The sequence below is a fragment of the Rothia sp. HMSC065D02 genome, assembly GCF_001815285.1.
GTDB lineage: Bacteria > Actinomycetota > Actinomycetes > Actinomycetales > Micrococcaceae > Rothia > Rothia dentocariosa.
On the sequence record NZ_KV820082.1, the window covers coordinates 26,553 to 39,550 of the forward strand.

The following is a 12,998-nucleotide window of genomic DNA, read 5'->3' on the forward strand; positions in this document are numbered from 1 at the left end:
CACACGGAGTACTGTTGCTCCAGCGCCTTCTTCCTGGAATAAGGCTTAGCCACGAGATCTTCAGACTTATCTGGTTTCTTGAAGCAACGTCCCGAGTGTATATCGGCTTGTTGCATAGGAAAATCCGAGATAAGGATCAGATGATGAGTGAGAATATTCCGCAGTCCGGTCAAGGTCAGCCACAACATCCTCAAGGCTATGGCAATGACGGGTACCAGAATCCCAACCCCGCTCAACCGTATGGGAACCCTAATATGCACCAGTCTGTACCTCCCCAGGAGCAGGGCGGACAATACCAGCAGGATCCTAATCAGTTTGGAAACCCGGTTCCGGGTGCTCCGAACCAGCAGATTCCCCAGCCGAACGGGTTTAACCCGCAAAACCCTGCACAGCCTCAGGGAGACCCACATGCTGGTTTCGCCCAGCCAGCAGCACCGGCAGTGCCAAACCCTTTCGCTGAAGCTCTCAAGAATGTTTGGGGCAGCTTCCTTGATGTCTTTAAGAGCCAGCCGGGCGACGCACATAAAAGACTGCAGGACAGCCAACCTTGGGGATGGATTATCGCTGTAGCAGCACAGTCCTTCGCAGGCTCTTTGGTCATTACGCAGCTGGTCAGCGGTCTTCTTGGGCTTTTCTACATGTTCCGCGGATCATTCTACGGCAGCCGGGGGAGCTCCTCTCAGGGAGGAAACTTTGGGCAGACCGTCATGATTTTTCTGATTTTCTTTGTCGCAATTTTTGCGATTCACGTTCTGCGCGGCTTGCAGCTCATGCTGACCGCTCGTATCGGAAAAGTTCAGTCGAGTTTCAACGACTGCATGAGCGCGGCAGGTGTTGCGGCTCTTCCCTTGGTTGGCTCCTATCTTCTGCTCTACCTCTTTGTTCTTCTCACGATGGGTACAAATGGGAAGAACTTTGCAGAGAACCCCACCCTGACGATATATCTTCTGGTAGCAATCTTTGCGTTCTCGATTGTGATCGGTGAGTCTCTTATCTACCTGGGGCTGAATCGCCTGGGTCGTTTTGAGAAATCTCCTGTGTTAATGCACGCTCTTCTTACAACTGCATGGGTTCTTGTGGCCCTCATTGTATACAACATTGCGTTCCAGATGATGCCTAACCCCCTGGCATCAAGCCTCTAGGAGCATTGTAAGATGAGCCAGCTACTACAGCAGCGCTCGTCAAGACGGCAAGGAAGACTTGGGTTCCTTGCCGTCTTTCTGGCGGTTCTAGCGCTCATTATGTCTGCCTGTGGTGCAAAAGTTGAGACAAATCTTGGGCTTGAAAATTCAGAGAAGGGCTCCCGCACCATTACAGTGTCTTTCAGCTTGAAAGATAATAAAGATTACCTCAAGGGTGACGTTAACGCTCTTGATGCTTCGATTAAGAAACACAAACCTCAAGAACTTGATTACGAGGGCATTCGAACCGAAGGTGATAACGCTCAGGCCACCTTCAAAGTGAATTTTAATAGCGTAGATGAGTACCGCACTAAAGTCTCCGCTATTTTGAGAGCTTCGAGTTTTGACAAAGAACCTCAGATTCTGATTAGCAACAGCAAAGACGGCTTGGTTCAGGGCGTTGAAGTTTCCGAAAACTTCACCTCGCAGGACCTTATCAAGTGGCTCCCCGAAGCACTTGTAACAGACGGCTTGGTCGAAGCAAAACGCAAAGACAACGTCCTGCAGTCCAGCGGGAAAAACAGCGTTACCTTTGAAGGTCGCGAAATTAAAACAACAGAGTCCTCCAACGAGGTTCAAGCTAAAGACCTCAAAGATAATGGGTTTGATGAAGTTGTGATTGCGGTCGATAAGAAGGACGGTAAATATAACGCCAAGATTGTCTTTCTCGCAAAAGAGATCATGGTACCTGACCGGGTAAGTGCTGTAGACGCTTATCTTAACTCGGTGAAACCTGAGGGAGCTGAGCTTACTAAAGGTATTGACGAAGAAATCGCCAAAAAGTCTTACCGGAGCCTACCGTCCACGCAATCTGGTAAAGATGAAAGCGGTCGCAACCTAAAATTTACTGCCGATTCTTTCGAGGATCTCAATGCTAAACTTCAGAAAATTCTGGGTACTCAAGAGACCGCGTTAGAAAGTTCCCAAGAAGTTAAAACTGATTCTTCTGGGGCGAAGATCATTGAGCATGTAACAGGTTCAGTTGATTGCAGCCGTGTGTGTTCACCGGGAACCAACTACGGGGTGAAGTTTAGCTTCTCTGACGACGGTAAAAATTTTGACCAGGACTACGGTTCGTCGAATAGCTCAAGCTCAAGCGCATCCGCGTCGGATAGGGTAATAAAAGTCAACCTAAAGAATTCGCGCACGATTCAGCCTGAAAGCCTAAACGTGACTTCTGCGCTGGGTATGGACGGTTCTGTTGAAGCGAAGTTTGAACTTGCCTTTAAGAGTTCTGATGTCGCGCAGGCTGGGGATGCCCTTAAGTCTTTCGTTCAAGGGTCTGATGAGGCTCAAGCGACATTTGAGGAACGTACTGACGGCGATAATACGATATATTCAGCAAAGATACGAGGCAAAGATTCTGCGGAATTCAATACCCGTATTGGTGCTTACCTACCCGGTTCTGAAATGACGATTCATCATCCTGGCGGGGTTAATCTCTTCGGAGCAGACTATACGGTTTCGCCCAAGTTTAACCTGCAGGAGCGTTTTGGCCAGCTACAGCCCAAAAACTACGATTTCAAGTTTGAACTCCCCATCATGAGCTCGGTTAAAACCGATGCTCTGCAGGGAAGCAACTCTATGTTTGGTCGCCAAGATTCACATCTCTCTGGCGACGGGCGTAACGTTACGGTTAATAGCTCGGAGGGTTATGTCAATACCTCATCCCTCACCATTCCAGCGCATGGGTTTACCATGACGGACTTTGTGGTGGATGCTATTTTGCTCGGTCTGCTTCTGCTGATTCTGTTGGTGCTCTTCATCTTCCGCAAGCGCATTCGTCGCGCAAGCCAGAAGGCACGCGAACGCCGAGCTGCACAGCAAGCGGTGCAGCCGACAGCAGCCTACACAGCTTCAGACTCGGATGTTCTCAATTACGGCGACGATTCGCCGACCGTTGCGTTCTCGTCCGGAAGCTCCTATGCGGCTGAAACGGACGGTACTATTCCGCTGCCCGCCCAACAGGCTCCTATCCCGAAGCACGCTGCAAAGTCACAGCAGAAACCCGTTTCGGGTGATAGTGATCAGGACTTTTTGCAGTAGTGCCGTGCCATAACGTATAGCAAAGCAGAGACCGGTTGGTCAGGCACACAGTGAGCCCCGCATCGTACACGATGCGGGGCTCACGACATATAGGTAATATTTCAGGCTTTGAAACTCTCGTCAACGGGAAGTAGTATAGTCGGTTCTGCTGGTCCCAACAGAAGCATAGGGTTAATATATTCTGCGTTTTTGCCGCTTCCGTTCTTGTGGTCGCCGCCGCGCCGAACGCTCCAGTAAAGGCATGTGGTAGAGCACCGAGGTTTTGCGGGATGCGCATCCACCCGAGCGATAACCTGCCCCGCCTGAACGTGAGTACCGACTGGCAGAGGATCGGTGACAGGCTCGAAACTCGACCTATACCCGTTCGGATGCTCAATGACTACTACCTGTCGATCGACGACAGTTCCCGAGAAAACTATGGTTCCAGGCGCCGGAGCGCGTACTTGGTCCTGTTCTGTTGCCTCAAGATCGACTCCGCGATGCCCTGCCGACCACCGCTGACTGGGCTTGATAAAGGCATGAATGACATGAGGTTTTCCAGATATAGGTGAAATCCATGAACGCGCAGAAGTGTGCATGATCTGGAGGGGACCGTGTCGGTACTTTATACCGCTGACGTGTGGCCCGAAGCCTAAAGATAATGCCACGGTAAGGACTATGATCTGGATCGTTAAAACCCGCAAGAATATTGGAGAAGGCACCCAGACTTTTATAGGATGCCCTGAGCGCCAGCATGCTAGAAGAAACAGGGGAGTACGCCACAGTGCAGATACAAAGTGTCGTCTGGACATCGTAAAAATACGTGCCTGTGCCGCCAGACCCGCGCGGTGCATCCACGCCCCCAACCAATCACATATCATTCTTCGAGCACACCACAGTCGAAGACGCATAAAGATATGTACAAGGCTGTACTGTGGAAAACTTACCCTTTCGGGACATTTTTATTCGATATCCACAGACGGTATTTAGCGTTTTCGTGAAAAACAGGTGAGACGGTTCAGCGTTTTTCATAAACCTCCAAAATATGAAGACTCGTGATTCTACGGGGTCAAGTGAGGTGGTAGCAACAATTTTTACAAAAACCACGTTTATACGGACGAAAAGCTCATGGTACTAAAGACTTAAGACCCAAATATCAGGTACAATTTTCTATTGCAGTGTGCCTAGCCTGGTAACGGAAAGGCTCGCTGACGACGCGTGGTGTGAGCACCTGGAACCTAAGTACCAGGTGATAAAAGACCTTCGGTCCGCTTAGAACAAGCGGTCAGGGCTTGAGACACGGGGCAACCCGAATGTCTAATCGCCACTAGGATAAACCGATAACTACTATGCGCGCGTGTGGCTAGCCCGAGATGGGAGGTCAGCGCGGCACCCTGATATAAAGGAGACGACATGCCCGTCGTAACTATGCGTGAGATGCTGGATTCCGGCGTTCACTTCGGTCACCAGACCCGCCGTTGGAACCCCAAGATGAAGCGTTTCATCCTCACCGAACGCAACGGCATTTACATCATCGACCTGCAGCAGTCCCTCGAATTCATCGATAAGGCTTTTGAGGCTGTTAAATCCACCGTTGCACACGGCGGCAACATTCTGTTTGTGGGTACCAAGAAGCAGGCACAGGAAGTTATTGCTGAGCAGGCTACCCGCGTGAATATGCCTTACGTTAACCACCGCTGGCTCGGTGGTATGCTTACCAACTTCTCCACCATCGCTAAGAGCATTGAGCGTATGAAGGAACTTGAGCAGATCGACTTTGACGATGTCGCAGGTTCTCGTTACACCAAGAAGGAACTGCTCTTGATGCGCCGCGAGTTTGAGAAGCTCGAAAAGACCCTGGGCGGTATCCGTAACCTGAGCAAGGTTCCCTCCCTCGTCTGGGTTGTTGATACCAAGAAGGAGCACCTGGCGGTTAACGAGGCTCAGAAGCTGGGCATCCCCGTGGTAGCTATTCTTGACACCAACTGTGACCCTGACGAAGTCGCATTCCCCATCCCTGGTAACGACGATGCGATCCGTTCCGTCAACCTGCTCACCCGTGTGGTGGCAGACGCTGTCGCTGCAGGTCTCATTGAGCGTAATGCTAAGAAGACCGGTAAGGCAGAGGCTGCTGAAGAGCCTATGGCTGCGTGGGAGCGCGAACTGCTAGAGCAGCACGAGGCAGCTCAGGCGGCTGAAGCTAAGTAGGCTTTAGCTTTCCCACGATGGGAAAAGCAGTACGGACGGTACCTACCCTGTGGCGGGTAAGGTGCCGTCCGCTCATAGCTCATGGGCGTTATCACGCCTACATCTTAAATTAAGGAAAAAGAGGAGTTCACATGGCGAACTACACTGCAGCAGACATCAAGGCACTGCGTGAGAAGACCGGCGCAGGTATGCTCGACGTCAAGAAGGCTCTCGATGAGGCTAACGGCGACCAGCAGAAAGCAATGGAGATTATCCGTGTGAAGGGTCTGAAGGGCGTCACCAAGCGTGAAGGTCGTGCAACCGCTGAAGGTCTGGTTGCCGCTCGCGTAGAAAACGGCGTTGGCTACATGGTTGAGGTCAACTCTGAAACCGACTTCGTGGCTAAGTCCGAACCCTTCATTACCTTCGGGCGTAACGTGTTGGAGGCTGCTATCGCGGCTAACGCATCCACTCTGGAAGAGCTACAGGCTGCATCCTTCGAGGGTAAGACCGTTGAAGAGCTCACCACCGATGCTGCCGCCCTGCTGGGTGAGAAGGTCGTGGTGCGCCGCGTAGCACGCGTTGAAGGCGAGAATGTGGCAGTTTACCTGCACAAGACCTCTAAGGACCTGCCCGCACAGGTTGGTGTTCTGCTTGCTGTTTCCGGCAATAACGTTGATGAAATTGCGCACGACGTAGCAGTCCACATCGCAGCGATGAGCCCCAAGTACCTGGACTCTGAGTCTATCCCGGCTGACCAGGTTGAAGCTGAGAAGCGTGTTGCACGTGAGACCGCAATCGCTGAGGGCAAGCCCGAGAAGATTCTGGATAAGATCGTTGAGGGTCGTCTCAAGGGCTTCTTCAAAGAGAACACCCTGCTTGACCAGGACTTCGCAAAAGACACCAAGAAGTCTGTGGCACAGGCTCTCTCTGAGGCTGGCGCAACTGCTACCGGTTTCGCACGTTTCCGCGTTGGTGCCTAGTTTCTAGGAGCTTTCCTCAAGCAGACAGCCTTTATCTGAGGCTATATGCTAAAGTCGGATGCTTGCCCTGTGAAGGGTGAGCATCCGACTTTTTTGTATAAATATTGTGCAGGTTGCGCACCTAGCGCAAAGAAAGTTCCAGAACCTATTTTCTGTATAGATTATCTTGCAGATACAGTGTTGACCTGAGGTTTTATAGGGTTTTATATGCCCGGAGCATTTAGTGTCTCAATCTCTACGCCTTCTGGTATGTCGAATGAGAGAGAAAAATATCGAAGGGTGTACCACAAGACAGTGTTTCCGTAGCGTATCCTTGATAAGGACTATTGAGTGTTCACCCCGTTATCAGCATAAGTTTTATCCGTTGGAGGGTATTTATGACCGACTCGCACACGCACCCAATCCATCGAGACGACACCGGTCGTCGCCGTGTTCTACTCAAGCTCTCAGGCGAAGTTTTCGGCGGGGGAGAAGTTGGTATTTCGACCGGGGTTGTGCGTAATATTGCACAGCAGATTGCAGCAACTGTGGGTAAGGTAGAGACCTCCATCGTGATTGGCGGCGGTAACTTCTTCCGTGGCGCCGAGCTTTCACAGGCAGGTATGGATCGTTCCCGCGCAGACTATATGGGCATGCTCGGTACCGTGATGAACTCTCTGGCTCTTCAGGATTTCTTGGAGCAAGAAGGTATTGATACCCGCGTACAGTCTGCTATTACTATGCCGCAGGTTGCAGAAACCTACATTCCTCGCCGCGCTATTCGCCATATGCAGAAAGACCGTGTGGTTATTTTCGGCGCCGGTGCCGGTCTGCCCTATTTTTCGACCGATACCGTAGCTGCCCAGCGAGCCTTGGAAATTCACGCTGACGAAGTTCTGGTAGCAAAAAATGGTGTGGACGGCATCTACACTGCCGATCCGAATAAAGACCCTCAGGCTGAGCGCCTGTATAACCTCACCTATGATGAAGCTATGCAACGCAACATTCGTGTGTTGGATCAGACCGCATTCTCCCTATGTCGCGATAATAACGTGACGATGCGCGTCTTCGGCATGCAGGGCGAAGGTAACGTAACCCGCGCTATTCTGGGGGAGAAGATGGGTACTCTTGTAACCCGCTAAAGAAACGTTATGCCGTTATACTCCTTGCATTAGAAGCCGTTCAACGGCTTAGCCATAAGGAAAAAACGGTGAGAAGTCGCCCGAGATAGTCTCGGGCGACTAAACTATAACTAGGTCGCGGTTTGCACCGTTTGGTGTTTCCCGTAGCCGTAGCTACCAAAATCGGCATGAGCCGACTTCCCCTATAAAGGAGATTCCGTCGTGATCGAAGAAACCCTTGCCGAAGCCGGCGAGAAGATGGATAAGACCATTGAAGCTATCAAAACAGAATTTGCCAAGGTCCGCACCGGACGTGTGAATCCCGCGATTTTTAGCTCTATTACCGCAGACTACTACGGCGCGTCGACTCCATTGCAGCAGCTGGTGTCGTTCAACGTTGAAGATGCCCGTACGGTTAAGATTGTTCCATTTGATGTGAGCGCTTTAGCTGCTATCGAAAAAGCAGTGCGTGACTCTGACTTGGGTGTAAACCCCAGCAACGACGGTGCCGCTATCCGCGTGGTTATGCCCGAGATGACCTCTGAGCGTCGTAAAGAATACATAAAATTGGTCAACCACAAAGCCGAGGAAGCTCGCGTTTCGGTACGTAATGTGCGCCGCCATGCTAAAACCGTCATTGATAAGCTTGTGAAAGACGGCGAGACCGGTGAGGACGACGGTGCCCGTGCCGAAAAAGAGCTTGATGCCCTCACTAAGAAACATGTAGATACTATCGATGAGCTCTACAAGCACAAGGAATCTGAGCTGCTTGAGGTTTAAGGCTCAGAGATGAACACACGAGAAGATACGGGGGATAAGAAGAGCGAAACAGCCCCCGCCCCAGGGAAAACAGCATCCCGAGCGGGGCGCAACTTACCTGCCGCAATCGGCGTAGGCGTAGCATTCGGCGCGGTGCTGACTACAGGGCTTTTCTTTCCTCCGTTTCTTGTGCTTCTCTGCGCGATCTCTACCGGGCTGGGAAGCTGGGAGCTTGCCTCCGCACTCAACAAAAAACGCGACTACAATTTACCCCTGACCCTGGTGACGGTGCTGGCTCCGATCCCCACAGTCTCAGCGTATATTTGGGGATTCACTGGTTTGGGGATCTCCTGCGTTGCTGTCGCCCTAGTACTTGCTTGTGTCACCTTGGTGGTACCCAGGAAACGCACAGCCTCACGGTATAAAGTTTTGAGGGGTCTCATTCTAATTTTGGGATGGGTACCCTTGACCCTCGGAATTTCGATGGTGTACTTTAGCACCGAGCGCGGTTGGGCAGGCATCCTGATGATCCTTCTTATGGCCGTCAGCAACGATACTTTCGGGTATATTGCCGGTGTTATATGGGGTAAACATCCTATAGCACCTACCATTTCGCCAAAGAAGAGCTGGGAGGGCTTTGCCGGTTCCTATCTTGGGTCTGCCGTGGTAGCCTGTATTGCTCTAAGTATTTTGGGGCAGAAATGGTACTGGGGAATACCACTCGCTGCAGTCATGGTCATCGCCTCTACGGCGGGTGATCTTGTAGAATCTGTTTTTAAACGTCGAATAGGCATCAAGGATATGTCAAATATCCTGCCTGGGCACGGCGGCATGATGGATCGTCTGGACTCGGTACTTTTTGCGGCCGCAGTTGGGTGTTTGATTTTTACCTTTGTGCTTCCTCTCTAGAGTGGAACACAAGATAGCGAAAACTTTATGCGTAGGGTACGCACACGAGCTGCTCACGTCGTGTGCCCTGCCTGATGATAAGGAGAATCCTTGGCAACGAATACTAGTCGTACAGATAACGGCTTCGGCCGTGCGGCAGAACTCGAACCTGGTTATAAACGAACCGAGGTCGATCGTCTCTTTGCTCGACTAGCCGAGGATTACGAACAGCTAAGCGGCGCTGTACAGCAGCACGCTAATATTTACACGTCGCGGCTTATTCGCCAGGTTGTTTTTCGTACCGAGCCCGGCGGCTATGCGGTAGGGGATGTCGATCGCGCTCTAGAGCGTATAGAAGAACGTTTTGCCAAGCTGGAACGCAGCCGTTATATCGAACAGTACGGTTTAAGCAATTGGGAGCTGTCCCTCGTAGACGCGGGTGAGCTTCTGGCACAGCGACTAGAGCGGCCGGATGGTGAACGCTTCCGCCGCCCTTCTAAACGCAAGCACGCCGGGTATTTTGTGGGTGATGTTGATAAGGTATGCCATCATATCTATGCTCAACTCAATAGCGAAGAACCGCTTGATACATCCGTTATTCGTAACGCTGTCTTTAGGTCTGCGACCGGCTCGGTGAGCTATGAAGAAACCCAGGTTGATGCCTTTATGGATCGCTGTATCGAGCTTATCCAAGATCTGACCTAAGACGTTGCTGGCAGCCGCAGAGCTTTCTGAGACCGTACCGACAGCATGCGATACTAGTAAACATGAAGTTTGGTTCCTCTACCCGGGTTGGGGGCTTCCGCGAAACCCTCACCGAAGCTCTTAAACACGGACTTTGTGATGCTCGAAGGGTTACTTTACTCGGTTCCACCGGGTCTATTGGCACCCAAGCAGTACAGGTTATAGAGCATCTTGCGCGTCTTGCGGGCACCACCGTCGATGCTGAGGATGCACCGCTGAAGGTTGCAGCTCTTAGCGCCGGTTCACGCTCCCTCGAATTATTAGCACAGCAGGCGGTTCGGGTACGTGCCGAGCTTGTTGCCACCAGCGGCACGGCGCAGGATGCACAACGGTTGCAAGAATACCTTGATGCGGCCGCCCGCAGTGTGGGCATTAGCGGGTACAGCCCGCGCATCGTCTGGGGAGAACGTGCCAGCGTTGAGGCGGCGGCGCATCCGGCGGATGTGGTGCTCAATGGCATTACCGGATCTATCGGTTTAGAACCCACACTGACCGCCCTCAAAGCGGGGCACCGGGTTGCCCTTGCAAATAAAGAATCTCTGATCGCGGGTGGACCGCTTGTGCGTGCCGCCGTTGATGCCTCACCGTTAGAAACCCCGATGGTTCCCGTGGATTCGGAACATTCGGCTCTTGCCCAAGCATTAGCCAGTGGCACCGACGCCGAGATAGAGCGGCTGATTCTCACGGCCTCAGGTGGACCTTTTCGAGGATATACCCGTGACATGCTTCACGACGTTACCCCACGGCAGGCGCTGGCGCATCCTACCTGGGATATGGGGCTGGTGGTCACAACCAATTCGGCAACGATGGTGAATAAGGCCCTTGAGGTATTAGAGGCACACCATCTTTTTGGGGTTGATCTTGACCGCATTGATGTTGCGGTACACCCGCAGTCGATTGTGCATTCGATGGTTCAGTTCGTAGACGGCGCGACTATCGCCCAGGCGTCCCCGCCGACCATGCTTCTGCCCATTGCTTTGGGACTGACGTGGCCGCATCGCATTCCGCAGGTAGCGGCTCCCTGTGATTGGACTCAGGCGCAAACATGGACTTTTGAACCGCTTGATGCGACGGCTTTCCCTGCTGTGCAGATGATTAAAGAGGCGGGCAAGCGGGGCGGAACTTTTCCCACCGTTTTTAACGCCGCTAATGAGGAAGCGGTTAGTGCTTTCCACGCCGGTAAAATTCGGTTTACCGATATTGTGGATTCCGTGGCGCGTGTTTTGGAGGCGCACGCCGCCAGTAGCGAGGTTACGGCAGAAGCCGACATGAGCTTAGATGCTGTTCTGAACGCCGAAGCTTGGGCACGCGCATACGCTCGTGAGCTCTGCGCCACGAAGATGCCGTCATAACCATCACGAAGGTTTTCCCTACGCGGCGCATAACCTGAGCGCCACGTACCCTATAATTTCACAGCTTAGGGGAGTACCCTAGAAACTTCGCGGGAAACCGCTTGAGAACCCGTACCTTTTGTTGCGAAGGAGAAACGTGGAGATTCTGCTCTACGCCGCAGGCGTCATCATTATGGCGATAGCTATTGCGCTGTCTATTGCTCTGCATGAGGTGGGACACCTGGTACCTGCGAAACTCTTTAAGGTGCGTGTACCGCAATATATGATTGGTTTCGGCAAAACTATTTTTTCGTTCCGCCGCGGTGAAACTGAGTACGGGTTTAAAGCTATTCCTTTAGGCGGATATATTTCTATGATTGGCATGTATCCGCCTGCGCCCGAACACGAGGAGCGTGCGAAACGGGCAATGGAGCATCCCACAGAGGGGAACGCCGAGGGTACCACTGGCGTGGAGGAAGAACACGAACCCGAGATCGAAACTCTTCGCGCCGGAACTACCAGCCCTTTTGGGTCTTTGGCGAATGCGGCCCGTGAGGCTGACTTAGAGCGCCTGAAACCCGGAGATGAAAATCGTCTGTTTTATAAACTTCCCGTGTATAAACGCATGATTATCATGCTGGGCGGGCCTAGCATGAACTTGCTCATCGGGATCGTATGCACCGCCATTCTCATCTGCGGTTTTGGAACCCTGTCTGCAACTAATAAAGTGGCATCGGTTTCCGATTGCGTGCCAAAAGCAACGATCACCGAAGACCGTATCTCATATTCCGAATGTACTGACTCTTCGGCACCATCTCCCGCGAAAGCGGCAGGACTGCGTAAAGATGACCGTATAGTTGCTATCAACGGCAACCGCACGAGCACCTGGGAACAGGTTTCTTCTAACATTCGTCAGGCAGGGAATAATACCGTAACCGTCACCATTGAACGCGATGGTTCTGAGCAGCAGCTCACCATGACCCCGGCGCTTTTGGAGCGTCCGGTCGTGGATGAAAAGACCCGAGAATATGTGCGTAACGACGATGGGTCGTTCAAGATGATGACCGGCGGCTTTATCGGTATCTCACCAACTTCGGAGATGGTTCCAGGCTCGTTGGGCGATGTAATGCCCAATGTGGGCGACACGCTGGGACGTATTGCACATTCCATGTGGTCGCTGCCACAGCGCGTATGGGAGCTGGGGGTAAATCTCTTCTCGAATCAGGAACGCGATGAGAACTCCCCAGTATCCGTAGTGGGGGTAAGCCGGATTGCCGGTGAAGTGGCCTCGACAGACCGTATCGATCTGAAAGCAAAAACTGCGACCTTAGTCTCGCTGGTAGCCGGAATGAACCTGATGCTTTTCGCCTTTAACCTACTTCCGCTTCTTCCCCTAGACGGAGGGCATGTTTTTGGTGCCCTGTGGGAGGCAATTCGACGTGGTTTCGCCAAGCTTACCCGCCGTGCCGATCCCGGTCCGTTTGACCCGGTCAAACTTCTGCCGCTTACCTATGTTGTAGCGGGTGCTTTCATTCTGATGTCCATTGTGATTATTGCCGCCGACTTTATTAAACCCCTGCGGCTGTTCTAAATGGTGGAGCAAGCTATGCACCGCATAGCGTCTAGTGAGGATCGTGTACGCAAACGAATTGTGAGCGGGACTACCGTTTTTTCATCTCATCGTGATATTGCTCGCGGTTAGGGTATCCGTATTAGTGGTTCTGCACGCGACGGTGGCACAATAGGAAGCTGAGCGGCGCATCCCGCGCCCCAATTTTTATGACATTTGGAGGATTGCCT

Annotated in this window: 11 protein-coding genes; 10 read left to right on the forward strand and 1 reads right to left on the reverse strand. The window is 52.2% G+C overall.

The window, feature by feature from the left end:
• The first annotated feature begins 143 nt into the window (after window positions 1-143).
• Both HMPREF3016_RS03630 and HMPREF3016_RS03635 read left to right on the forward strand, forming a co-directional pair.
• Window positions 144-1,142 carry a Yip1 family protein gene (locus tag HMPREF3016_RS03630; protein ID WP_246825543.1) on the forward strand — a complete coding sequence of 333 codons (999 nt, stop codon included), beginning with the start codon at window positions 144-146 and terminating at the stop codon, window positions 1,140-1,142.
• 12 nt (window positions 1,143-1,154) lie between these two features.
• On the forward strand, window positions 1,155-3,227 hold the full coding sequence (locus tag HMPREF3016_RS03635; RefSeq protein ID WP_070740325.1) for a hypothetical protein: 2,073 nt from the start codon (window positions 1,155-1,157) through the stop codon (window positions 3,225-3,227).
• A 101-nt stretch (window positions 3,228-3,328) separates the two neighbouring features.
• On the opposite strand, the gene HMPREF3016_RS03640 is transcribed toward HMPREF3016_RS03635, so the two are convergent.
• Window positions 3,329-3,805, reverse strand: a complete 477-nt coding sequence (locus HMPREF3016_RS03640; RefSeq protein ID WP_239661874.1) for a murein hydrolase activator EnvC family protein — start codon at window positions 3,803-3,805, stop codon at window positions 3,329-3,331.
• 814 nt (window positions 3,806-4,619) lie between these two features.
• On the opposite strand from HMPREF3016_RS03640, the gene rpsB reads away from it, so the two are divergent.
• From rpsB to HMPREF3016_RS03680, 8 genes are all read left to right on the forward strand, one after another.
• Window positions 4,620-5,414 (forward strand): 30S ribosomal protein S2, encoded by a 795-nt coding sequence (gene rpsB, locus HMPREF3016_RS03645; RefSeq protein WP_004006225.1) that lies wholly within the window; start codon window positions 4,620-4,622, stop codon window positions 5,412-5,414.
• A 131-nt stretch (window positions 5,415-5,545) separates the two neighbouring features.
• Window positions 5,546-6,376 (forward strand): translation elongation factor Ts, encoded by an 831-nt coding sequence (gene tsf / locus HMPREF3016_RS03650; RefSeq protein ID WP_004006226.1) that lies wholly within the window; start codon window positions 5,546-5,548, stop codon window positions 6,374-6,376.
• A gap of 377 nt (window positions 6,377-6,753) precedes the next feature.
• Window positions 6,754-7,497, forward strand: a complete 744-nt coding sequence (gene pyrH, locus HMPREF3016_RS03655; protein ID WP_004006227.1) for a UMP kinase — start codon at window positions 6,754-6,756, stop codon at window positions 7,495-7,497.
• Between the two features lie 201 nt (window positions 7,498-7,698).
• Complete coding sequence (frr, locus tag HMPREF3016_RS03660) at window positions 7,699-8,256, forward strand: ribosome recycling factor (protein ID WP_070740328.1); 558 nt, start codon at window positions 7,699-7,701, stop codon at window positions 8,254-8,256.
• A 9-nt stretch (window positions 8,257-8,265) separates the two neighbouring features.
• Window positions 8,266-9,144, forward strand: coding sequence for a phosphatidate cytidylyltransferase (locus HMPREF3016_RS03665; RefSeq protein ID WP_048753052.1), 879 nt, complete (start codon window positions 8,266-8,268; stop codon window positions 9,142-9,144).
• A gap of 90 nt (window positions 9,145-9,234) precedes the next feature.
• Window positions 9,235-9,828, forward strand: coding sequence for a DivIVA domain-containing protein (locus HMPREF3016_RS03670; RefSeq protein ID WP_004006230.1), 594 nt, complete (start codon window positions 9,235-9,237; stop codon window positions 9,826-9,828).
• Window positions 9,829-9,890: 62 nt separating this feature from the next.
• Complete coding sequence (dxr, locus tag HMPREF3016_RS03675) at window positions 9,891-11,219, forward strand: 1-deoxy-D-xylulose-5-phosphate reductoisomerase (RefSeq protein WP_070740331.1); 1,329 nt, start codon at window positions 9,891-9,893, stop codon at window positions 11,217-11,219.
• A 136-nt stretch (window positions 11,220-11,355) separates the two neighbouring features.
• The gene (locus HMPREF3016_RS03680; RefSeq protein ID WP_070534896.1) at window positions 11,356-12,789 is read left to right on the forward strand and encodes a M50 family metallopeptidase; all 1,434 of its coding nucleotides are present in this window, start codon (window positions 11,356-11,358) and stop codon (window positions 12,787-12,789) included.
• Window positions 12,790-12,998: the final 209 nt, after the last annotated feature.